This is a genomic window from Streptococcus sp. FDAARGOS_192, from assembly GCF_002073815.2.
Lineage (GTDB): Bacteria > Bacillota > Bacilli > Lactobacillales > Streptococcaceae > Streptococcus > Streptococcus salivarius_H.
This window is the reverse complement of record NZ_CP020431.2, coordinates 1829380-1853175: the sequence shown is the minus strand read 5'-3', so window position 1 is coordinate 1853175 and position 23796 is coordinate 1829380. Positions and strand designations below refer to the sequence as shown.

Here is a 23796-nt window from a genome sequence, read left to right as displayed (position 1 = left end):
GTTACTTTCTTTGGATAAGTCCTCGAGCTATTAGTATTAGTCCGCTACATGTGTCACCACACTTCCACTTCTAACCTATCAACCTGATCATCTCTCAGGGCTCTTACTGATATAAAATCATGGGAAATCTCATCTTGAGGTGGGCTTCACACTTAGATGCTTTCAGCGTTTATCCCTTCCCTACATAGCTACCCAGCGATGCTCTTGGCAGAACAACTGGTACACCAGCGGTAAGTCCACTCTGGTCCTCTCGTACTAGGAGCAGATCCTCTCAAATTTCCTACGCCCGCGACGGATAGGGACCGAACTGTCTCACGACGTTCTGAACCCAGCTCGCGTGCCGCTTTAATGGGCGAACAGCCCAACCCTTGGGACCGACTACAGCCCCAGGATGCGACGAGCCGACATCGAGGTGCCAAACCTCCCCGTCGATGTGAACTCTTGGGGGAGATAAGCCTGTTATCCCCAGGGTAGCTTTTATCCGTTGAGCGATGGCCCTTCCATGCGGAACCACCGGATCACTAAGCCCGACTTTCGTCCCTGCTCGAGTTGTAGCTCTCGCAGTCAAGCTCCCTTATACCTTTACACTCTGCGAATGATTTCCAACCATTCTGAGGGAACCTTTGGGCGCCTCCGTTACCTTTTAGGAGGCGACCGCCCCAGTCAAACTGCCCGTCAGACACTGTCTCCGATAGGGATAACCTATCTGGGTTAGAGTAGCCATAACACAAGGGTAGTATCCCAACAACGCCTCACTCGAAACTGGCGTCCCGAGGTCATAGGCTCCTACCTATCCTGTACATGTGGTACAGATACTCAATATCAAACTGCAGTAAAGCTCCATGGGGTCTTTCCGTCCTGTCGCGGGTAACCTGCATCTTCACAGGTACTAAAATTTCACCGAGTCTCTCGTTGAGACAGTGCCCAAATCATTACGCCTTTCGTGCGGGTCGGAACTTACCCGACAAGGAATTTCGCTACCTTAGGACCGTTATAGTTACGGCCGCCGTTTACTGGGGCTTCAATTCATACCTTCGCTATTGCTAAGCACTCCTCTTAACCTTCCAGCACCGGGCAGGCGTCACCCCCTATACATCATCTTACGATTTAGCAGAGAGCTGTGTTTTTGATAAACAGTTGCTTGGGCCTATTCACTGCGGCTGACCATAAGTCAGCGCCCCTTCTCCCGAAGTTACGGGGCCATTTTGCCGAGTTCCTTAACGAGAGTTCTCTCGCTCACCTGAGGCTACTCGCCTCGACTACCTGTGTCGGTTTGCGGTACGGGTAGAGTATAATTAACGCTAGAAGCTTTTCTCGGCAGTGTGACATCACTAACTTCGCTACTAAACTTCGCTCCCCATCACAGCTCAATGTTATAGATATAAGCATTTGACTCATATCACACCTCACTGCTTGGCCAGACACTTCCAATCGTCTGGTTTAGTTAGCCTACTGCGTCCCTCCATCACTATATACTCTAGTACAGGAATATCAACCTGTTGTCCATCGGATACACCTTTCGGTCTCTCCTTAGGTCCCGACTAACCCAGGGCGGACGAGCCTTCCCCTGGAAACCTTAGTCTTACGGTGGACAGGATTCTCACCTGTCTTTCGCTACTCATACCGGCATTCTCACTTCTATGCGCTCCAGCACTCCTCACGGTACACCTTCTTCGCACATAGAACGCTCTCCTACCATACCTATAAAGGTATCCACAGCTTCGGTAATATGTTTTAGCCCCGGTACATTTTCGGCGCAGGGTCACTCGACTAGTGAGCTATTACGCACTCTTTGAATGAATAGCTGCTTCTAAGCTAACATCCTAGTTGTCTGTGCAACCCCACATCCTTTTCCACTTAACATATATTTTGGGACCTTAGCTGGTGGTCTGGGCTGTTTCCCTTTCGACTACGGATCTTAGCACTCGCAGTCTGACTGCCGATTATATCTCGTTGGCATTCGGAGTTTATCTGAGATTGGTAATCCGGGATGGACCCCTCACCCAAACAGTGCTCTACCTCCAAGAGACTTAACATCGACGCTAGCCCTAAAGCTATTTCGGAGAGAACCAGCTATCTCCAAGTTCGTTTGGAATTTCTCCGCTACCCACAAGTCATCCAAGCACTTTTCAACGTGCCCTGGTTCGGTCCTCCAGTGAGTTTTACCTCACCTTCAACCTGCTCATGGGTAGGTCACATGGTTTCGGGTCTACGACATGATACTAATGCGCCCTATTAAGACTCGGTTTCCCTACGGCTCCGTCTCTTCAACTTAACCTCGCATCATATCGTAACTCGCCGGTTCATTCTACAAAAGGCACGCTCTCACCCATTAACGGGCTCGAACTTGTTGTAGGCACACGGTTTCAGGTTCTATTTCACTCCCCTCCCGGGGTGCTTTTCACCTTTCCCTCACGGTACTGGTTCACTATCGGTCACTAGAGAGTATTTAGGGTTGGGAGATGGTCCTCCCAGATTCCGACGAGATTTCTCGTGTCTCGCCGTACTCAGGATACTGCTAGGTATAAAGACTATTTCGAATACGAGGCTATTACTCTCTTTGGCCTACCTTCCCAGGTAGTTCTTCTATAATCTTTAAGTCCACGTTGCAGTCCTACAACCCCGAAGAGTAAACTCTTCGGTTTGCCCTCTTGCCGTTTCGCTCGCCGCTACTAAGGCAATCGCTTTTGCTTTCTCTTCCTGCAGCTACTTAGATGTTTCAGTTCACTGCGTCTTCCTCTACATTACCTTAACAGTAATGAGTGACAGGCATTACCTGCCGGGTTCCCCCATTCGGACATCTCTGGATCATTGCTCACTTACAGCTCCCCAAAGCATTTCGTCGTTAGTCACGTCCTTCATCGGCTTCTAGTGCCAAGGCATCCACCGTGCGCCCTTATTAACTTAACCTTATTTTGGTCTTTCGACCTAACTCATTAAATATTCACAGCGTTTCGGTTTATTTTCTTGTTACTATCTATATGTATTTAATTACATATGGAATTTGATATAGATATTCAATTTTCAATGGACAATACTTGAATCTTTCGATTCAATGGAGCCTAGCGGGATCGAACCGCTGACCTCCTGCGTGCAAAGCAGGCGCTCTCCCAGCTGAGCTAAGGCCCCACAAGACCTCTCAAAACTAAATAAGAAACTCAAGTACATTCCGTTTTTCCTTAGAAAGGAGGTGATCCAGCCGCACCTTCCGATACGGCTACCTTGTTACGACTTCACCCCAATCATCTATCCCACCTTAGGCGGCTGGCTCCAAAAGGTTACCTCACCGACTTCGGGTGTTACAAACTCTCGTGGTGTGACGGGCGGTGTGTACAAGGCCCGGGAACGTATTCACCGCGGCGTGCTGATCCGCGATTACTAGCGATTCCGACTTCATGTAGGCGAGTTGCAGCCTACAATCCGAACTGAGATTGGCTTTAAGAGATTAGCTTGCCGTCACCGACTCGCAACTCGTTGTACCAACCATTGTAGCACGTGTGTAGCCCAGGTCATAAGGGGCATGATGATTTGACGTCATCCCCACCTTCCTCCGGTTTATTACCGGCAGTCTCGCTAGAGTGCCCAACTGAATGATGGCAACTAACAATAGGGGTTGCGCTCGTTGCGGGACTTAACCCAACATCTCACGACACGAGCTGACGACAACCATGCACCACCTGTCACCGATGTACCGAAGTAACTTTCTATCTCTAGAAATAGCATCGGGATGTCAAGACCTGGTAAGGTTCTTCGCGTTGCTTCGAATTAAACCACATGCTCCACCGCTTGTGCGGGCCCCCGTCAATTCCTTTGAGTTTCAACCTTGCGGTCGTACTCCCCAGGCGGAGTGCTTAATGCGTTAGCTGCGGCACTGAATCCCGGAAAGGATCCAACACCTAGCACTCATCGTTTACGGCGTGGACTACCAGGGTATCTAATCCTGTTCGCTCCCCACGCTTTCGAGCCTCAGCGTCAGTTACAGACCAGAGAGCCGCTTTCGCCACCGGTGTTCCTCCATATATCTACGCATTTCACCGCTACACATGGAATTCCACTCTCCCCTTCTGCACTCAAGTTTGACAGTTTCCAAAGCGAACTATGGTTGAGCCACAGCCTTTAACTTCAGACTTATCAAACCGCCTGCGCTCGCTTTACGCCCAATAAATCCGGACAACGCTCGGGACCTACGTATTACCGCGGCTGCTGGCACGTAGTTAGCCGTCCCTTTCTGGTAAGCTACCGTCACAGTGTGAACTTTCCACTCTCACACTCGTTCTTGACTTACAACAGAGCTTTACGATCCGAAAACCTTCTTCACTCACGCGGCGTTGCTCGGTCAGGGTTGCCCCCATTGCCGAAGATTCCCTACTGCTGCCTCCCGTAGGAGTCTGGGCCGTGTCTCAGTCCCAGTGTGGCCGATCACCCTCTCAGGTCGGCTATGTATCGTCGCCTAGGTGAGCCGTTACCTCACCTACTAGCTAATACAACGCAGGTCCATCTTGTAGTGGAGCAATTGCCCCTTTCAAATAAATGACATGTGTCATCCATTGTTATGCGGTATTAGCTATCGTTTCCAATAGTTATCCCCCGCTACAAGGCAGGTTACCTACGCGTTACTCACCCGTTCGCAACTCATCCAAGAAGAGCAAGCTCCTCTCTTCAGCGTTCTACTTGCATGTATTAGGCACGCCGCCAGCGTTCGTCCTGAGCCAGGATCAAACTCTCATTAAAAAATTTAATAATTGTTCGAGCGTTAACTCATTACCGTCGTCTGACGATTTATTCTTGTAAATTGACAGGTTATAATTCTTCTATCATAACCCTGCACTTGGTTTCTTATTCAGTTCTCAAAGGTCTTTGTCTCTCTTAAGACAACTTCTATATTCTAGCAAATCTAGAATACCTTGTCAACACTTTTTTGAAGTTTTTTTACTTCTCGTGTCTGCTATCTCTCGCGAAACAGCTTATTTATAATATCATCTCTGACCTGTCTTGTCAATAATTTGCATTGATTTTAATTTTCTTTTTTTTATAATACTTTCTAATAGTACTTCTTCTCTCGATTTATCTAAAAAAAGAAGAGTAAAACTCCTTACTCTTCTTCATCTTTATTTTTATTTTCAATTCTTTCTTTGACTTCATCGTAAGATAGGGCATGATTATCTTCTTCTGAATCTCCAAGAGAATCCTCCGGCATCTTACCAGTCTCATAAATTGACTTGATTTGTGCAGCATCAAGTGTTTCATACTTAAGCAAAGCTTCTGCAATGAGTGCATGTGTTTCTCGGTTTGCATTGATAATTTCAGCTGCTTTGTCATGTGCTTCAACTAAAAGTGATCGAATTTCTTCGTCAATAAGTTGAGCTGTATGAGCTGAGTAAGACTTATCTGTCGTAAATTGTCCTGGATTCATCGCATGATTACCTTCATATTGGACTGGTCCAAGTTTTTCGCTCATACCATATTCAGTAACCATTGCACGTGCTAACTGTGTTGCTTGCTCAAAGTCATTTGAAGCGCCTGAGGTTTGAACGTTGAAAATAATTTCTTCTGCAACACGTCCACCCATAAGTCCTGCCAATTGTTCTTTTAGCTCATCTTTAGATGACAACATCTGATCCTCTTTTGGTAGAGAAATCATATAACCACCTGCGCGGCCTCGTGGAACAATAGTAACCTTGTGAACATCACGAGCGCTAGAAAGTGTTAAACCAACAATTGTATGACCTGCTTCATGGTAAGCCACAACTTTACGTTCGTGTTCTGAAACTTGGCGGTCTTTCTTAGATGGTCCAGCAATAACACGATCCTCTGCTTCGTCGATATCACTAGCATCAATTCTAGTCTTACTACGTCGTGCAGCAACTAGGGCTGCTTCATTCAAGACATTTTCTAAGTCAGCTCCAACAAAACCTGGAGTTTGTTGAGCAACAACTTTAAGGTCAACATCTTCAGCCAATGGTTTATTCTTGGCATGGACTTTCAAGATAGCTTCTCGGCCTTTTACATCTGGGCGACCAACAAGAACTTTACGGTCAAAACGTCCTGGACGTAGGAGGGCTGGATCAAGAACATCACTGCGGTTGGTTGCAGCAATGACAATGATATTCTCATTTCCATCAAAACCATCCATTTCTATCAACAGTTGGTTAAGGGTTTGTTCACGTTCGTCGTTACCGCCACCCATTCCAGTACCACGACGACGGCCAACCGCATCGATTTCATCAATAAAGATAATAGCACGTTCGGCCTTCTTAGCGTCTTCAAAAAGACTACGAACACGACTTGCTCCGACACCGACAAACATCTCTACGAAATCAGAACCTGAGATACTAAAGAAAGGAACATCTGCTTCACCAGCAACAGCTTTAGCAAGCAGAGTTTTACCTGTCCCTGGAGGGCCTTCAAGGAGAACACCCTTAGGGATACGTGCACCAAGTGCTTTATATTTACGTGGATTTTTGAGGAAATCTACGACTTCTACAAGTTCTTCTTTTTCTTCTTCTGCACCAGCCACATCTGTGAAACGAACTTTAATATTCTCTTTTGATTGAGTCTTAGCACGGTTGCGGCCAAAATTCATTGCACCGCGGTTACCACCTTGGTTCATCATGAAAAGGAAGAAAATAGCAATCCCAATCAAAGGTAGGTAACTAAAAAGATATGAAATCCAAGCACCACTTGAACTTTCACGTATCATTTTAACATTAACATCAGCTGCTTCTGATGCTGACTGCAATTTCTGCATGGTTGTTTCATTCTGCAGCACAGTCGATGTAAAGCTACGTGTCTCTGATGATGCACTACCTAAAAATGGTAGACTAAGATCAGTATCAACCTTTTCGGCCTTTTTGTAGCTACCTTTAACTTCAATGATACTACCGTCTGGCTGATAAGTGATAGATTTTACCTTACCATCTTCAATTTTCTTAACCAACTGTGTGTAAGACAATTGTTGACTTGGGCTTTGGCTTCCTCCTGCAAAGTATTGTACTCCGGTTACAACCGCAATAATAACTATGATGTAGAGAAAAGCGTTCCGTAAGAAGCCATTATTATTTTTATTATTCATAAATTAATTAGACCTTTACTTATTTTGTATAAATTTCTTCTTTTAGGACACCGACATAAGGGAGGTTACGGTATTTTTCATCATAGTCTAGTCCGAAACCAACGATAAATTCATTAGGAACATCGTAACATACGTAATCTGCCTCAATATCAACAACACGACCTTCTGGTTTATCAAAAAGAGTTGCGATTTTGACTGAATTGGCTTTACGGTACTTGAACATATCTCGAAGATAAAGGAGCGTACGACCTGTGTCAATGATATCTTCAATAAAGATGATGTCTCGTCCTTCAACATTAGTGTCAACATCTTTAAGAATCTTTACTTCACCACTGCTGACAGTTCCACCACCATAACTTGAAACGACCATAAAGTCCATCTCAATATGGGTATCGATATGTTTGATAAGTTCTGCCATAAATGGAACAGCACCTTTCAAAACACAGACTAGTAAAGGATTTTTCCCCGCATAATCCTCTGTCAATTGTTGTCCTAGTTCTTTAGTTTTAGCTACGATATCCTCTTGGGAAAAGAGGACTTTTTTAATGTCTTTTTCTAACATTTGGGTTCCCTTTCTCGAAGTCAATATTCTGTTATTATACCACTTTTACTTCAATCATCGTTATTTGAACATGGTATTTGATTAGAAATTCTTATAAATGACTACAGTGCCATAAAGTATAGCATTTTCAGGTCTTTTTTTCAAATAGAGACGCCCAGCAACATAAAGAAAAATAATCTGACCATCTTGTTCTCCTATAATGGCTTTTTGACGATCCTTCTCTAAAATCTTATTGTCTATAAACAGTCGTCTTAATTTTTTATGGTGACTACCAAGGTCAATCTTATCGCCTTCTTTTCTATGACGAATCAGTATTGGGGAATCTGACCAAATACTAATAGTATCTGAGTTAGAAACGTCATTGAATTCTGAAAAAGTCAAGGTGTAATCCTCAAACTCAACAGATTTTCCAAATTCTAAGAGACAAGGAGGGGATAAAGAGATAGCCTCTTCTTTCCTTATTAGGAAAGAAGTCTGTGTTTTTATTAGTTCGTAACCATTTTTTAGGGGTATCTTCCCTGAACCATTTTTTCTTAGATAACTTATCAATTGATTAAATTGGCCTTTAGAAAGCTGTAAATCAGGAAAGGTATCTAAATAGTTCTGAAAAAGAAAGAGCTGGACAGGATCTGACTGTTGCTGAAAAACAGATAAATCAGTGATAGTAATATCCTTTGTTAACTCCCCTAAAGCTTGCTTCATAAGACCAATCTCCTCGGCTAAAAGACAAAGGTGCTCCTTAAATTTAGGATTTTCCTGAGATAAGGTAGGAAGATAGGATAGTCTGATGCGATTCCGAAGATAGGCTAATGACGTATTACTCCTATCTTCAAAATGGAAAGTTACGGGAAGCTGATCTTTCGTAAGATGCAAAAAGGGACGAATAATCTGACCAGTGCCAAATGGTCTGATAGCTGAAATTCCTGTCAGGTGTCTTAAACGACTTCCTCTCAACAGTCTCATAAAAATCGTCTCTGCTTGATCATCTGCATGATGGGCTGTTACAAGAGCAGAGTAATCATAATCTTTCATGACCCGCTTAAAAAACTCATAGCGAAAGGTACGGGCAGCATTTTCTGAAAACTTTCCTGAGAAGGCACTATAGTGAAAAGGGACCTTATGTTCCTCTGCCCAATGACGTAAATACGCTTCTTCATGCTCCGACTCTTGTCGTTGTTTATGGTTAACGTGAGCAATCCCCAACTGAATATCCAAATCTTTTTGATGGTTATACAAAAAGTGCAACAAACTCATAGAGTCTGCTCCACCTGATACTGCTACTAAAATTTTCTTGTGCTGGTTAAAATAACCCTTGGCTTGCATCATTTGCAACAATTTTTGTGTCATTATTTTAAAATTCCATAAACATCATCTGCAATTGAGGTGATTTTGTCATAGCCCTCTTTATCCGTAAAAATCGATAGAATAAAGGGAGAATCTGCATAAACAATAGCGACGTCATGTTTAAAGTCGTAGGCATCACCAATTTTATGAGCGACAGGCACATCAATGTTTTTGGAAATACGTTCGCCATCATAGTCCGTACTTGAAAGATAATTGATAATATCTCCATTTTGTCTATAAACAGCCTCCATCAAAGTACCTGCGGCTCTAGCAGTCAACTCCTTTTTATCCATATTCCACGAAGTCGCTGCGGCTTTATCTACTGATTTTTGGAAGGCCTTGTCATACTGATTGGTTACATAATAACCTAATATATTTGTCGCTACATTATCTGAGTTTTGGGCTACAGCCTTTAACAGATTTTCCAAGCTATAATTCTTATCATCAGGTATCTTACTAATCTTTCCAGAACCATCTGGATCATAGGCACCTGGAAAACCATTCACAGCTGCGGTATATTGATACTCATCTGATAATGATAATTTTTTTTGAGACAGACGTTCCTGTGCATAATAGAGTACTCCAAGCTTGGCTACGCTTGCTGCATACATGCTTTTTTCGTCATTGATAGCAGCTACTCGGTCCGTATCAAGCTGTTTAACATAAACTGAGATGCGCTCTTGATTGTTATACTTCTCATTAAGGACTTTTTGAACAGCCTCGATGCGATTGTCAGTCGTTGATAAATCAGAAGCGTTGATCCACCCCTCACCGTCTACCAAATAGTAGGTCCCTGCATGCGTCTGAGCTGCTTGGCTAACCTTAATGGGTTTAAAACTAGCGAGTTTGGAGTCAGCTTTTTCAGTTCCTAAAACGTAAGGTTCTTTGTATACCGTTAAACCATCTTTAGTCCATAAGGTCATATCTACTGGTTTTTCATTATAGATACTGTCGTCTACAATTGATTTCTGACTAGCGGCTACATAATCACCATCTTGAAGTTGGAAAACAGGCTCACCTTTAGCATTCCAAAAAATAGCAGAAATTGATAGTTTGGTATCCGCTTGGATACTGGTTTTAAATTCTGTTAAATCCTTGTTCTTATAAGTTAGGATAGTTGTTATCGTTCTTGGATTTTTAGGAATCTGTTTAAATTGAGCCAAACTAGCTGTAGTATTTTGAGTCAATTTTTGGACCTGTTTTTGGGTCAGAGTTAGCTCCTTCTCCATAGGAAGTAAGACTAGGGGGCTAGAAGATACAAGCACAACAGTTGCAGCTATTAAGAGCTTTTTCATGCTTGCTTCTTCACCTCCTCTTTCCTCGGTAATTCCATTTTAAGTTGCTGATTTTTTTCTGATAGTTCCTCTAACTTGGCTTCTGAATAGGTTAAAAAAGTTTCTACAGTTTTTAGTAAATCTTTCATTAGGGTAATAAGCTTGGTACAGGATAGATTGACTCTCCTTCACGTGAATAATAGTACTTAGCACGCGCATATTTCTCGGCGAAAGCATCATCCTTAAGTTTCTTAGCCAAATCCTTTCGTTCCTTTGTCTGATCCGACAATTTATCATAGTCTTTCTGAAGCGACAAGACTTCCTTCTCTTGCTGTTTGATATTCATATAGGTCTCAACCAGATTATAGGTTGGCAAGATAAAGAGTAAAACAACCACAAAAAGAATCCACCCCATAAAGCGATTCCTTTGTTCGTGTTCGGCACGCTCTAATCGTTGCTCTTGATTGGCATTATCAATGTAATCGTTCGTAAGCTGTACAATATTAGGCTTCTTGCTCATCTGCTTCAATCCTTGTTTCACTTATAATCTCGTACATTTTTGCCGCATCTTCTTTTTTAGTACTGTCTTTCATTTCTAAAACACGGACAGTTAAAAGTTTATTTCCAAAACGAACTTCCACTTGGTCACCAATTTTTAAATCTGTAGATGACTTAGCGAGTACTCCATTTACTTTTATACGTCCTTTATCAGCTACTTCTTTAGCAACTGGACGGCGTTTGATAATTCGTGATACTTTTAAATATTTGTCTAATCTCAATGTTACTGTTTCCTTTTCGTTAGGATATCTCTTCTATGATAGCATTTTTTTGAGAAAATAGGTGACTAAAGCCTTTTCAAGTACAAAAATAAGAGAATCGACACTAGTCGACCCTCTCAGGAGATTTATGAAAAAGAAAAGTTTTAGGATATTTTATAGTATAGAGAGACTTACTTAAACTTTCCTTAAGCTTCTTTTTTTTCTTTACGTTCTTTGATTTCCATAAATGTCTGTCCAAAAATTTTTAATTCTTCAAGAATCTCATAGTCTTTCTTGTTACGAACATCAAAAGTAATCTCTACTTTCCCTTGGTTATCACTGATTTTTGCTTTTAAATGCGTTTTAGAGATGGCTTCGAAATAGTCTTGAGTCAAGAAGAATTTAAGAGAGGCTTTTTCGAAACGAACAATAATAGTATCGTTCTTACGCTCGACTAATTCTGCAAAGGCAGCATCCAAATAGGCCTTAACCAGACCAATCTCAATGAGATAGGCAACTTGGTCTGGATATTCTCCAAAGCGGTCAATAAGCTCATCTTGAAGGTCTTGATAGTCTTTCTGATTCTCAATTTCTCGAATACGCTTATAAATTTCAATTTTTTGGCGCTCGTCAGAAATATAGTCAGAAGGGAGGTAAGCATCAATCTGAAGATTGAACTCTGCATTTCCTTTACGGCGAACTTGAGTTTTACCTTGACGTTTATTGATAGCCTCTTCCAAGAGTTGCGAGTACATTTCGAATCCGACTGAGTCGATGAAACCACTTTGAGAAGCACCAAGAATGTTCCCGGCACCACGAATTGATAAATCACGCATGGCAATTTTGAAACCTGATCCCAGTTCTGTAAATCCCTTAATAGCATCCAATCGCTTCTCAGAAACTTCCGTCAACACTTTGTCAGGACGATACATGAGATAGGCATAAGCAATTCGATTACTACGCCCCACACGACCTCTCAACTGATAAAGAGTAGATAAGCCCATATGATCTGCATTCTCAATAAAGAGCGTATTAACGTTGGAGATATCAATCCCTGTCTCGATAATGGTCGTTGCTACCAAAACATCGTAATCACCATTCAAGAAATCCAAGAGGGTATTCTCCAACATAACCTCACTCATCTGACCATGAACAAATCCGATACGTGCTTCAGGGACTAGCTCATGTAGTTCAGAAACTTTTTGATCAATGGTTTCAACACGATTATAAACATAAAAAATCTGGCCGCCTCGGTCCATCTCTCTTAATATCGCTTCTCGAATAAGACCAGGATTGGTTTCCATAACATAAGTTTGAACTGGATAACGGTTGGTAGGTGCTGTCTCAATAATCGACAAATCACGAATACCTAACATAGACATATGAAGCGTACGAGGAATAGGTGTCGCAGTTAGCGTAAGTACATCAACCCTAGCCTTCAACTCCTTAAGTTTCTCTTTATGCTTCACGCCAAAACGTTGTTCTTCATCAATTACTAGCAAGCCTAAGTCAGAAAACTTAACATCTTTGGACAGCAGGCGGTGGGTACCGATAATAATATCAATACGCCCTTTAGCTAAATTTTCAATAGTCTCATTTTGCTCTTTTTTACTTCTAAAACGACTGAGTTCATCTACCTCAACAGCATGATTTTCAAAACGTTCTTTAAAATTCAAATAATGCTGGTGGGCAAGAACTGTTGTAGGAACTAGGATAGCAACTTGCTTTCCATCATTGACCGCCTTGAAGGCAGCACGCATAGCTACCTCTGTCTTACCAAAACCAACATCACCAACCAAGAGACGATCCATGGGTTTGTCTGACTCCATGTCTGCCTTAATTTCCTTGATAGAACGCAATTGATCCTCTGTCTCAGCATAGGTAAAATCATCTTCGAAATCCCTTTGGTTATCATCATCTGGTGAAAAAGCAAAACCTTTAAGTTGACTACGCTCAGCATAAAGTTTTAAGAGATCATCGGCAATATCCTCTACTTGCTTGCTTACTTTTTGTTTAGTCTTTTGAAAACGCCCATCATTGAGTTTATTAATTTTAGGCTCTTTTCCGTCCGCTGATACATACTTAGAGAGACTCTCAATCTGCTCAACAGGTAGAGAAATTGTTGCAGCATCCTGATATTGGATGGTCAAGTAGTCACGATGCACCCCTTTAATCTCAATAGTCTCAATACCTTTAAATTGACCGATACCATGAGTCTGGTGTACAACATAATCACCTTTTTCAAGTTCATTGTAATCTTTGAGACGCTCTGCATTGGAAACGTGACTGGCACGCGCACGACGTTTTACTTTTTTATGAAAAATCTCACGTTCAGTGACAAGAACAAGCTTTTCATCCGCAAAGTAAAAACCATTGGATAAGTTTCCTAAGACTAACTGAGGCTTATGAGGGATCAAATCTCCAAAACTACTAAGGGGTAAATCTAAATCATATTCTTCCAAGGTTTCCTTCAAAGATTTGAGCTGCTTCTCAGACCCCACTTGTAAAATAACTGTTGCCTTATTCTTGGTATAGCGATGTATTTCATCAACTAGAAGTGGGAACTGGTTAAAGAACTCTTGCATAGGGTATTGCGTGAATTGATACAACTTATCAAATTTAAGATTTCCCAATCCCTTATGAAAATTCGAAAAGAAACTAGCTGGCTGATAGTTACGTAAAGTCTTAAATGAATCCACTAAGTAATTTAGATGACTCAGAGACTTGCCCTGATGAAGATCCTCAGTTAAAAGATTAGCCACTTCCAACTCAAGACGTCCATGGCGGTCCACTATCTTTTGAAAATCATCAATGAATACAGGAGTTCCCTTTGGAAGGTAGTCAAATAAGGTGTAAGCTTTATCATAAAAGAGAGACAAAAACTTACGTAAATCTTTATGACGGTAACCATCAATCGTAACTGACAGAACTTCCTCAAGGTAAGCTTTATGAGGACCTTCTGCCTTCGAGACCGCACTTTCTAGGGCCTTCTCAGCACGTTGGTAATCTTCTCTTGTTAAGATAATATCATCTGCCGGAGATACGATAACATGCTCTAAATTGTCTAAAGATTTTTGACTATCGCTATCAAACTGACGAATACCATCAATCTCATCTCCAAAAAATTCTAAACGGTAGGGGAGTTCTGCAGTCAGTTCATAAATATCTAAAATATCGCCCCTACGACTGAACTCACCAGGGGAGAGAACCTGCTCTACTCTTTGGTATCCAATATGAGTCAGATGCTTACTGAGAGCCTCTAAATCATGTTCCTCCCCTAGTGTTAAGTCAATACGAGAGTCTTTATAAACCTTAGGGTTAGGCAAATGTAACTTAGTCCCAACTAAACTCGTGACCAAAACCCCACTGGCCTCTTTATCTATTAAAAAATTAAGACTTTCGAGACGAGAATGGGTCTTTTCTGGAGAAGCGAAGATAAACTCTGCAGCTACTACATCATCTGCAAAAAAAGAATAAACCTTATCCTCGCCTAAGATAGCTGACAAATCTCCTGTTAGTTGCTCAGCTTCATTTTGTGTTGAAGTAACGATTAGAATCTTAGGAACCTGCTCAGAAAGGGAAGATGCCATGACAACTGCCTTGCTGGAACCAGAAAATCCCATAACCAACTGCCTACTCAATAAAGTTACTTTATTACGCCACTCAAGCAATTGAGGATTCTTCTCAAAAAGATCTAATAGGGTATTAGCCATTATAACGCCTCATAGTGTCTTCGAAATCATTGGTTTTAAGGTAATGATTGAGGGCCGTCTCTACCTTGTCTAAAGTCAGTAAAATTGTGGCATAATCATCTTCACTAAATTTTCCAAGGACATGATTAACGACCGTCATTCCTTTCTGTGGGCGGCCAATACCAATTTTTATACGGTCAAATTCTTGAGTGCCAGTTTCAGCAATGATAGATTTAATCCCATTATGACCACCTGCTGAACCTTTTTGACGAAAGCGCAATTTCCCAACTTCCATATCTAAGTCATCGTAAATAACGATAAAATCCTCCATGGGAATATTGTAATAAGCTAGCAATGCTCTAACAGCTAGACCAGATAGATTCATAAAGGTCGTTGGTTTCACAAAATAAACCTTTTCACCGTTTAAAAAGGTCGAAGCCACTTCAGCCTTAAAGGTCTTTTCTTCAGAAAAGGTTAATCCCAGTTCCTTAGCCATTAGGTCAATAGCCATAAACCCAACATTGTGACGTGTCTCATGGTATTTTGAACCAGGATTTCCCAAGCCAACTACTAATTTTGTCATTATTTCTCCTCTTTGATAAACAGCAAAAGGACTGAAAAATACTTTTCAGCCTTGTGCACTATTTTTTATTTTCTAAACGTTGAAACGGAATTCCATAATATCGCCATCTTGGACAACATATTCTTTTCCTTCTTCACGAAGGCGACCAGCTTCCTTAACAGCTTTCTCAGAACCATATTTAATGAGATCATCGTAAGACATGGTTACGGCACGGATAAAGCCTTTCTCGAAGTCAGAGTGGATAATTCCTGCTGCTTGTGGAGCCTTGATGCCGCGTTTAAAGGTCCAAGCACGCACTTCTTTCTCACCAGCAGTAAAGTAAGTTCCTAGACCAAGCAAGTGATAGGCTGCGCGTGTCAGTTTATCAACTCCTGATTCTGTCAAACCAAGGTCTTCCAAGAACATTTCTTTGTCTTCATCATCCAATTCAGAAATTTCTTCCTCAACACGTGCCGAGATAACAACTACTTCTGCATTTTCAGTCGCTGCAAACTCACGAATTTGTTTGACATAATCAATATCATCAGGATTTGCGACTTGGTCTTCATCAACGTTAGCCACGTAAAGTACTGGTTTTGTTGTCAAGAGGAAAAGTCCCTTAACAATTTTTTGCTCTTCTTCAGTAAAATCAATCGTACGTGCAGACTTACCATCTTCTAGAACAGGTTTAATCTTTTGAAGGATATTAAACTCTGCCACAGAATCTTTATCTTTTTGTGTACGCGCAATTTTTTCAACACGCGCATAACGTTTGTTAATTGATTCAAGGTCAGCCAAAATCAATTCTAGGTTGATTGTATCGATATCAGCCATAGGATCTACAAAGGCATCCTCACGCCCTTGTTCACGCATAACATTTTCATCATCGAAAGCACGAACCACATGGACAATCGCATCTACTTCACGAATGTTCGCCAAGAACTTATTTCCAAGACCTTCACCCTTTGATGCTCCTTTTACGATACCCGCAATATCTGTGAACTCAAATGTGGTTGGAACTGTCTTTTTAGGGGTAATAAGTTCAGTCAGTTTCGTCAAACGCTCGTCTGGTACCTCAACCATTCCGACGTTTGGATCAATTGTCGCGAAAGGATAGTTAGCAGCTTCCGCACCCGCTTTTGTAATTGCATTGAAAAGAGTTGATTTACCAACGTTTGGCAAACCAACGATACCTGCTGTTAAAGCCATTAATTTATTTCTCCATAAAAAAGTAATTCAGTTAATTATAACACAAAAATTGTTAAAAATAGGCAACTTCCCTTTGAGAATCAGAAAAAGGGAAGCAAGGTAAAAAATGCTATAAAGAAGATGATTGGGGACTCTAGAAAGTTTTTATATTGCTAGTAAACTAATTTTCTTTACATAAGAACCTCCTTATCTAGACTCCCCAATGTCTGTTATAAAACCTTCTTAAGTTTCTTTTCGAAATCATGACGACTCATCATAACCACATGATCACAATTCGTACAACGAATCTTAATGTCAGCTCCAAGACGGATCACTTCCCATTCATTAGCTTTTTTTCCTGTTGCTTTGATGGTACAAGCATGTGGTTTTTTCATTTCAACTAAACTTCCAATTTGGTACATAAACTTCCTCTCTAGTAAAAAAGTTATCCACAGTGGATAACTTTTTCGATTTTAGTTTGTTCTTACAGGTGTAATCAATTGAATAAAATTCTCACTGTCATCAGCTGGCGTCAAAGTAAATGGACGCACCGGTGAAATGAAACGTACACGGACAGTCTCACTCTTAAGAGCTTTCAAAGCATCTATTAGGTAGGTTGGGTTGAAACTAATGACCAAATCACTACCAGAAACATCTTGCACATCAATATCCTCATTCACCTTTCCGACTTCTGGTGAATTAACATGGGCACTGACACTGCCATTGATGATTTCGAGTTTGACGGTACCACTTTGACTAGCATTAGAGATCAAATATGAACGTTCCATAGCAGAACGAAGGCTAGCTGTCTCGAAAACAACTTCTGTTTCAAATGAATCAGACAAGAGACGATTCGTGTCTGGATAATTTCCTTCAAGTAAACGTGTATAGAAAGAAATTGTTTCACTACGGAATAGAATTTGATTTGCTGAGAAGAAAACCTCTATGTTTTCAATATCATCGCTAAAGACTGCCGATAATTCTTTAAGTGAGCGACTTGGGATTACAACATCAAAGTTATCTGCAGAATGCTCCAAAACAAGTTGGCGTTGGCTCATACGGTGAGAGTCCGTTGCTACAGCTTTGAGATCTTTATGATTTGAAAGAACGAAGTGAACCCCGGTTAAAATTGGACGACTTTCTTGTGTGCTTGCTGCGAATGAAGTTTCAGCAATGATAGATTTTAACACTTTTGTGTCCATGAGTAATGGCGTCAAGCTATCAACTTCCTGAATACGGGGATATTGTTCGACATCTTTCCCTTTCAAGGTAATTTCTGATTTACCACTTTTCAGTAAAACTTGGTATTGTTCGATTTCTTCAAAAGTAAGGGTAACATCAGGCAAGCTTGAGACAACATTAATGAAAAAGTTTGCTTCCAAAAGGATACTACCTGGCTGCGTAATTAATAGGCCTGCATTTTCTTCTGAAACTGAGATACTATTTTCAATTGAGATTTGCCCATTTGATCCTGTCAAATAGATACCATCTTTGGTAACTTCGATTTTAATCGTTGATAGAATTGGGATAGCATTTTTAGAAGAAATAGCACGGCGAGTTGTATGAAGTGCTTGTAAGAAATAAGCTTTATTAATCGCAAATTGAATCATGATGCTCCTTTATTTTATTAGTATTATTTTAGTAGTAGTAGTAGGTCTTGTGGACACTGTGCATAAGTCTACAAAACATAGTTTTATCAAGGCTTTAAACTTGTGCACAGCCTGTGGAAAAGTTTGGATAATTTTTAATAGTTATCCACAAGTGTCATTTTATCTTGTTTTTGATGGTATCAATTTCAATGCGTAAACTGTCATCTTGAGCAATCATATTTTTGATTTTATTGTATGCATGTAAGACAGTTGAGTGATCTCTTCCGCCAAATTCTTTTCCAATTTTTGGAAGGGAGTTATCAGTCATTTCACGCGCAAGATACATGGCTACCTGACGTGCCAAGACAATATTTTGTGTTCGTTTAGTTGCCTTGATCTCTTTTACAGTGACATTATAAAATTTTCCTACCTCAGTTTGGATATCCTCAATCGGAATAAGAGTTAATTTAGGACCATCCATTTTACGTGCGCGAATGGCTTCGGCAGCTACTTCAACTGTGATAGTATCTAACTGGCGAACATTGGCAACTAAGCTAATATCTTTTAAGGCCCCTTCTAAGTCACGGACATTTGAATCAAATTGGCCAGCTAAATACTCAATTGTTTCAGGAGGAAAATGATAATCATAGTCCATAATCTTATTAGTAAGAATGGCCACTCGCGTTTCAAAGTCGGGTGGTGTGATATTAACGGTTAACCCCCATTTAAAGCGCGTGACAAGACGCTCTTCCATCTCGTTCAATTGATCTGGATTACGGTCGCTGGTCAGGACAATTTGTTTATTATTATTGTGAAGGACATTGAAAGTATTGAAAAATTCCTCTTGAGTGGCTTGCGTTGATTTTTTAGCCAATGATTGAATATCATCAATTAAGAGAACGTCCAGATGACGGTATTTAAGTTTTAGTTCATCCATTTTATCTAAACGGATATGGACAACAAATTCATTAATGAAATTCTCTGCAGTAATGTATTTGATACGTGCTTGAGGATTATCATGTAAGACCTTGTTACCAATGGCATTGAGTAAGTGAGTTTTTCCGAGACCAGGTCCTCCATAAATAAATAGAGGGTTATACGTAGCTCCTGGTGAATCAGCTACAGCTAAAGATGCAGCAACTGACCAACGGTTTTCATCCCCCTGAATAAAATTATCAAAGGTGTACTTACTATTCAAGTCAGAGTCCAATGTAGGAAGAGCAGGTGTTTGCTGTTCCTTTTTATTGCCAAAGTCATTGTTTGTTACAGTTGAATTTGCCTCGTTTAAGAGTGCTTCGTCAAAGACGTACTCAACTTTGATTTCACTATTATAGGCTTCAAAACCAGCCATCAAAATGAAAGATTGCATATTCTTTTCCCAGAATAGCTTTTTGACTTCCTCAAGCAGAATTGTAGCAACGTTATCTTGAACTTTGATGAGCTTGGTATCTAGGACATAATAATCAAAAGTGGCTTGTGTTAGTTCCTCTTTGGCCAGCTCTAAGAGCTTATTCCAAAAAAAATGCTCTTTTTCGGTCATTCCATCAATTCTCCTTCTTTATTCTTGTTCTCTGATTCTATCATAAAACAAAAAAGTTTTCCACAGGTCCGAAGATAAAAGTTCCCTAAGTTATCCACAAGGAAAAAAAGACAATTCACATTGTGCACAAGAGTTATCCACAAGTTGTGAATAAAAAAAGAAACCCTCTCAAATAAAGGGAGGGCAACCATTTTATGATGTGGATAAGTTTGTTTCTTTTTTCTCCTCAATTCACAGGTCAAATAAGCTTGTTGATAATTCTGTTAAAATCTTCTTCCGTCGAAAAGTGGATCTGAATAGTTCCAGAGTGATTTTTGTGATAACGAAGAGTAACGGGGAGACCAAGTGATTTTTCCAGTTCTTTTTCTTTATCTTTTATATGAATATCTTTTTTTGATTTTTGTTTTTTTGGAAGTTCTTGAAGTCTTTTTTCCAGGGTACGAACTGACCATTTTTCAGTAAGGACCTGATGATAGATAGTTAATTGCTTTTTTGTATCCTCAACAGCTAAAAGTGCTCTAGCATGTCCTTGACTCAGTTTGCCATTTTCGATACTCGTCTGTATCTCTTGGGGAAGTTGGAGGAGTCTGAGAGCGTTACTGATATAAGGTCTGGATTTCCCCATAGCTTTCGCCAGTTCCTCGTGACTATAAGCTAGCTCATTAATTAAACTACGATAGGCCTTTGCTTCTTCAATGGGATTGAGATTCGATCGTTGTAAATTTTCAATAATAGCTTGTTTACGACTCTCTTGATCTGTAACTTCCTTTACAACTGCAGGGATTTCTGTCATTCCTAGACGTTTACAGGCACGTAAACGTCTTTCCCCAGCAATTAGTTCATAACCAATAATATCCGATTTTCGGACAATGATTGGCTGTATTAGTCCATTTTCTGCAATCGATTGGCTTAGCTCCGCTAATTCTTCATCAGAGAACTCTATACGAGGTTGAAAAGGATTGGGATAGATGTCACTAATAGGTAAAGCTTTGAGTTGTTCTTGCATGTTATTCCTTTCCAAAAAAGACCTTTACATTATTGTAAAGGTCTTTTGACAGATTTGTCAATGACTTAGTCAGACAAGTCTTCTGTAGATTTTGTTAATTTAAGTTCTTCAGTTTTCTTCTCTTTACCACGATAGAAGGTTACCTTGATTGTATCTCCAATACTATGGCTGTAAAGATTGGTTTGAATATCAGTTTTTGAGCTGATTTCCTTACCGTCAATTTCAGTGATAACATCATTTTCTTGAAGTTTACCGTCAGCTGGCATACCTTTTTGAACGCTGCCGACTACAACTCCAGCTTTCACATCATCTGGTAAATCTAATTTAGAAGTTGCACTGCTAGAAAGGCTATTAAGATCGGCCATTGAGATTCCTAGGGCTGGTCGTGTAACTTTACCGTCTTTTTCCAATTGATTGATAATCTCGACAACATCGTTTGATGGAATGGCAAATCCCATACCTTCAACGGCGCTACCAGCGACTGCTGACGTTGATGAAATTTTACTTGAGTTAATACCGATAACTTGTCCTTCGATATTGACTAAGGCACCACCTGAGTTACCAGGGTTAATGGCAGCATCTGTTTGAATAGCATTTGTTGAAACAGTTTCACCATTGTCGTTTTGCATAGTTACAGTACGGCTAAGGCTAGAAACGATACCCTCTGTTACTGAGTTGGCATATTCGGTACCAAGTGGGCTACCGATAGCAATTGCCTTCTCGCCGACTGTGAGAGAGTTTGAGTCTGCAAATTCTGCTACGGTTTTAATTTTATCTGAAGAAACTTTGACAACTGCTAGGTCAGAGTAAGTATCTTTACCAACGAGTTCACCAGTAATTTTTGATCCATCTGAAAGCATGATTTCAAGTTTTTTAGCGCCATCGACAACGTGGTTGTTGGTTACGATGTAGGCCTCTTTCCCATCTTTTTTATAGATGACTCCAGAACCTTCACCAGCGACTTGCAACCCATCAGAATCTTTTGATTTGTCTTGGCTAGAGTCAGAACTATCATCTCCACCAAAGATACGGCCATAAAGTTCATTTAGAGAATCTGAAGATGACCCTTCTTGGTAATTGATGACAGAAACAACGGCATTTTGTACTTTCTTAACAGCTTTAGTTGTATCTGTTGTATTATTGTATACGGTCTTAGCTGTTTTAACACCTGTATCTGTTGAATTGGTAAAAGATACCCCTGCTGCTGTTAGTAGGATAAAGGCACCTAGTAAACCACCTAGCAAGCCAATAACAAGCATTGCAATTGGCGCTACTATTTTTTTCCAGTTAAATTTTTTCACGTTTAGTCCTCCTTTTTGATAAACATATCAAAGTAAGCTTAATTATATCATAAAGTGATTTTAAAGAACAGTTATCAACAGTCTGTGGATAAGTTTCAAAAAGTGTAGATAAGAAGCTATTTTATAGGGATAACTAAAGATTCTTAACAGTAAAAAGGTGTGGATAAGGTGTTAAAAGATTGTGGATATGTGCTATAATAAGCCTATGAAAGTTAAATTGATTACCGTTGGAAAATTGAAAGAAAAATATTTGAAAGATGGCATTGCGGAGTATGTCAAACGACTAGGACGCTTTACAAAATTTGAGTCTATAGAATTAACGGATGAAAAGACGCCAGATAATGCAAGCGAAGCTGAAAATAAAGCTATCCTAGACAAAGAGGGGCAGCGTATCTTGGCTAAGGTAGGTGATCGTGATTATGTCATTGTCTTAGCTATTGAAGGAAAACAATTTCCCTCGGAGCAATTTGCTAAAGAGTTAGAGCAAGCGACTCTTAGAGGCTATTCAGATATTACTTTTATTATAGGGGGAAGTTTGGGACTCTCTCCTACAGTGAAAAAGAGGGCTAATCAATTAATGAGTTTTGGTCTCTTAACGTTCCCTCATCAGCTTATGCGCCTTGTATTAGTAGAGCAAATTTATCGCGCATTCATGATTCAGCAGGGAAGTCCTTACCATAAGTAGAAGAAGGAAACAGACATGTTCAGAATGAAAAAACGCTCCTATCGTGTTTTTGAAGGATTACGGGTAGCAACTCTAGTAAGTTATATAGGGGGCTTCATTGATGCCTATACTTACAATACTCAAGACGGACGATTTGCAAGTATTCAGACAGGTAATCTCCTTTATTTGGTTATTCATCTTGTTGAGGGGCATATTGCAAGAGCTTTCAGCTATGTGATACCTATTTTTTTCTTTGTTTTAGGTCAGTTTTTTGTTTTTTTTGTTAAGAAGTGGCTCATTAACCATAAATGGGGATGGCATTTGCAAGCGATTAGACTTGCCTTTCTCTTGATGACTATTCTCGCCATTATTACACCTTACGTTGATTCTACTATTACGATTGCAGGCTTGGCATTTTTTGCCTCTCTTCAGGTAGGGATTTTTAAGCGCGTCAGAGGGGTAAATTATGCTTCCTTCATGATGACTGGTAATATTACGAATACCTCTTTAACCGTTGCCAGGGCTATTGACGAGGGAGATCCCAAAGTACTTAAACAAGCTTCTTACACTACTATTATCATCTTTACATTTATGGTAGGAGTTGCAGCCTCAACTTGGTTTGCTCAATATTTACATGAATACAGCCTATATACGACTTTGCTTCCCTTGCTTGTTTTAAATTATTTCCTATTTATCGAGGCAAAAGAAAAACGCAACTAGAGATTCTAGATTGCGTTTTTTATCTGATCCCAGCAGGATTCGAACCTGCGACCGTTCGCTTAGAAGGCGAATGCTCTATCCAGCTGAGCTATGGGACCAATAACTCTATTAGTTTACAAAATATATAGCAACATGTCAATACTTTGTAAAAGCAAGATAAAAACTAACGTAAAATTCGAATAAATTTAGCAAAATTTAATATTTTTTTTGAAAAAAAGTATAGACAAAATCGAATACTCTGATATAATAATAAGAGTGTTAACGAGATAAAAATCTCAGAACTTGGTCCGTTGGTCAAGGGGTTAAGACACCGCCTTTTCACGGCGGTAACACGGGTTCGAATCCCGTACGGACTATTTTTGCTACTTAGCAGTTTTATCCGCCATAGCTCAGTTGGTAGTAGCGCATGACTGTTAATCATGATGTCGTAGGTTCGAGTCCTACTGGCGGAGTGATAAGACACCTCAAGTTGTATAGCTTGAGTTTTTTTGTACCCAAAGATAAATAGGTCTGGAACAATTGTT

17 protein-coding genes, 4 tRNA genes and 2 rRNA genes are annotated in these 23796 nt (G+C 40.3%); 4 read left to right on the top strand and 19 right to left on the bottom strand.

The window, feature by feature from the left end:
* Window positions 1-10 precede the first annotated feature (10 nt).
* The 18 genes from A6J31_RS09520 to A6J31_RS09430 form a co-directional block, all read right to left on the bottom strand.
* Window positions 11-2910, bottom strand: a 23S ribosomal RNA gene (locus A6J31_RS09520).
* 146 nt (window positions 2911-3056) lie between these two features.
* A tRNA-Ala gene (locus A6J31_RS09515) sits at window positions 3057-3129 on the bottom strand.
* A 54-nt stretch (window positions 3130-3183) separates the two neighbouring features.
* Window positions 3184-4731 (bottom strand): 16S ribosomal RNA (locus A6J31_RS09510).
* The 16S and 23S rRNA genes sit together here with 1 tRNA gene alongside, the layout of an rRNA operon.
* Window positions 4732-5092: 361 nt before the next feature.
* A complete protein-coding gene (gene ftsH / locus A6J31_RS09505; protein WP_002883966.1) occupies window positions 5093-7072 on the bottom strand; it encodes an ATP-dependent zinc metalloprotease FtsH in 1980 nt (659 codons plus the stop codon).
* Window positions 7073-7091: 19 nt separating this feature from the next.
* Entirely contained in the window at window positions 7092-7634 is a 543-nt protein-coding gene (hpt, locus tag A6J31_RS09500; protein WP_002883962.1) for a hypoxanthine phosphoribosyltransferase, read from the bottom strand.
* 81 nt (window positions 7635-7715) lie between these two features.
* Entirely contained in the window at window positions 7716-8981 is a 1266-nt protein-coding gene (tilS, locus tag A6J31_RS09495; RefSeq protein WP_021144774.1) for a tRNA lysidine(34) synthetase TilS, read from the bottom strand.
* A complete protein-coding gene (locus A6J31_RS09490) occupies window positions 8981-10273 on the bottom strand; it encodes a serine hydrolase (protein ID WP_021144773.1) in 1293 nt (430 codons plus the stop codon). Before A6J31_RS09490 ends, tilS begins: the two co-directional genes overlap by 1 nt.
* Window positions 10270-10401, bottom strand: a complete 132-nt coding sequence (locus tag A6J31_RS09485; protein WP_021144772.1) for an SP_0009 family protein — start codon at window positions 10399-10401, stop codon at window positions 10270-10272. Before A6J31_RS09485 ends, A6J31_RS09490 begins: the two co-directional genes overlap by 4 nt.
* Entirely contained in the window at window positions 10401-10772 is a 372-nt protein-coding gene (locus tag A6J31_RS09480) for an FtsB family cell division protein (protein WP_002886276.1), read from the bottom strand. The genes A6J31_RS09485 and A6J31_RS09480 overlap by 1 nt, the downstream gene beginning before the upstream one ends.
* Window positions 10756-11031, bottom strand: a complete 276-nt coding sequence (locus A6J31_RS09475) for an RNA-binding S4 domain-containing protein (protein WP_002883975.1) — start codon at window positions 11029-11031, stop codon at window positions 10756-10758. The genes A6J31_RS09480 and A6J31_RS09475 overlap by 17 nt, the downstream gene beginning before the upstream one ends.
* Window positions 11032-11216: 185 nt before the next feature.
* The gene (gene mfd / locus A6J31_RS09470) at window positions 11217-14723 is read right to left on the bottom strand and encodes a transcription-repair coupling factor (RefSeq protein ID WP_080611044.1); all 3507 of its coding nucleotides are present in this window, start codon (window positions 14721-14723) and stop codon (window positions 11217-11219) included.
* Window positions 14716-15285: an aminoacyl-tRNA hydrolase gene (gene pth / locus A6J31_RS09465; protein WP_013989873.1), complete on the bottom strand. Its 570-nt coding sequence runs from the start codon at window positions 15283-15285 to the stop codon at window positions 14716-14718. Before pth ends, mfd begins: the two co-directional genes overlap by 8 nt.
* Window positions 15286-15357: 72 nt before the next feature.
* Window positions 15358-16473 (bottom strand): redox-regulated ATPase YchF, encoded by a 1116-nt coding sequence (gene ychF / locus A6J31_RS09460; protein ID WP_002883967.1) that lies wholly within the window; start codon window positions 16471-16473, stop codon window positions 15358-15360.
* Window positions 16474-16682: 209 nt separating this feature from the next.
* Window positions 16683-16874 carry a DUF951 domain-containing protein gene (locus tag A6J31_RS09455; protein ID WP_037599384.1) on the bottom strand — a complete coding sequence of 64 codons (192 nt, stop codon included), beginning with the start codon at window positions 16872-16874 and terminating at the stop codon, window positions 16683-16685.
* 51 nt (window positions 16875-16925) lie between these two features.
* Window positions 16926-18062 carry a DNA polymerase III subunit beta gene (gene dnaN, locus A6J31_RS09450; protein ID WP_080611042.1) on the bottom strand — a complete coding sequence of 379 codons (1137 nt, stop codon included), beginning with the start codon at window positions 18060-18062 and terminating at the stop codon, window positions 16926-16928.
* A 154-nt stretch (window positions 18063-18216) separates the two neighbouring features.
* Window positions 18217-19581, bottom strand: a complete 1365-nt coding sequence (dnaA, locus tag A6J31_RS09445) for a chromosomal replication initiator protein DnaA (RefSeq protein WP_049553505.1) — start codon at window positions 19579-19581, stop codon at window positions 18217-18219.
* A gap of 238 nt (window positions 19582-19819) precedes the next feature.
* Window positions 19820-20587, bottom strand: coding sequence for a ParB/RepB/Spo0J family partition protein (locus A6J31_RS09435; RefSeq protein WP_014635206.1), 768 nt, complete (start codon window positions 20585-20587; stop codon window positions 19820-19822).
* Between the two features lie 65 nt (window positions 20588-20652).
* Entirely contained in the window at window positions 20653-21888 is a 1236-nt protein-coding gene (locus tag A6J31_RS09430; protein ID WP_013991347.1) for a S1C family serine protease, read from the bottom strand.
* Window positions 21889-22093: 205 nt separating this feature from the next.
* Between A6J31_RS09430 and rlmH the strand changes: the two genes are divergently transcribed.
* Together rlmH and A6J31_RS09420 are read left to right on the top strand one after the other, a co-directional pair.
* On the top strand, window positions 22094-22573 hold the full coding sequence (gene rlmH, locus A6J31_RS09425; RefSeq protein WP_080611040.1) for a 23S rRNA (pseudouridine(1915)-N(3))-methyltransferase RlmH: 480 nt from the start codon (window positions 22094-22096) through the stop codon (window positions 22571-22573).
* Between the two features lie 15 nt (window positions 22574-22588).
* Window positions 22589-23272 carry a YoaK family protein gene (locus A6J31_RS09420; RefSeq protein WP_002883977.1) on the top strand — a complete coding sequence of 228 codons (684 nt, stop codon included), beginning with the start codon at window positions 22589-22591 and terminating at the stop codon, window positions 23270-23272.
* A gap of 24 nt (window positions 23273-23296) precedes the next feature.
* Here A6J31_RS09420 and A6J31_RS09415 read toward each other — a convergent pair.
* A tRNA-Arg gene (locus tag A6J31_RS09415) sits at window positions 23297-23370 on the bottom strand.
* Between the two features lie 186 nt (window positions 23371-23556).
* On the opposite strand from A6J31_RS09415, the gene A6J31_RS09410 reads away from it, so the two are divergent.
* Window positions 23557-23628 (top strand) — tRNA-Glu (locus tag A6J31_RS09410).
* A 22-nt stretch (window positions 23629-23650) separates the two neighbouring features.
* Window positions 23651-23724, top strand: a tRNA-Asn gene (locus A6J31_RS09405).
* The last annotated feature ends 72 nt before the right edge of the window (window positions 23725-23796 follow it).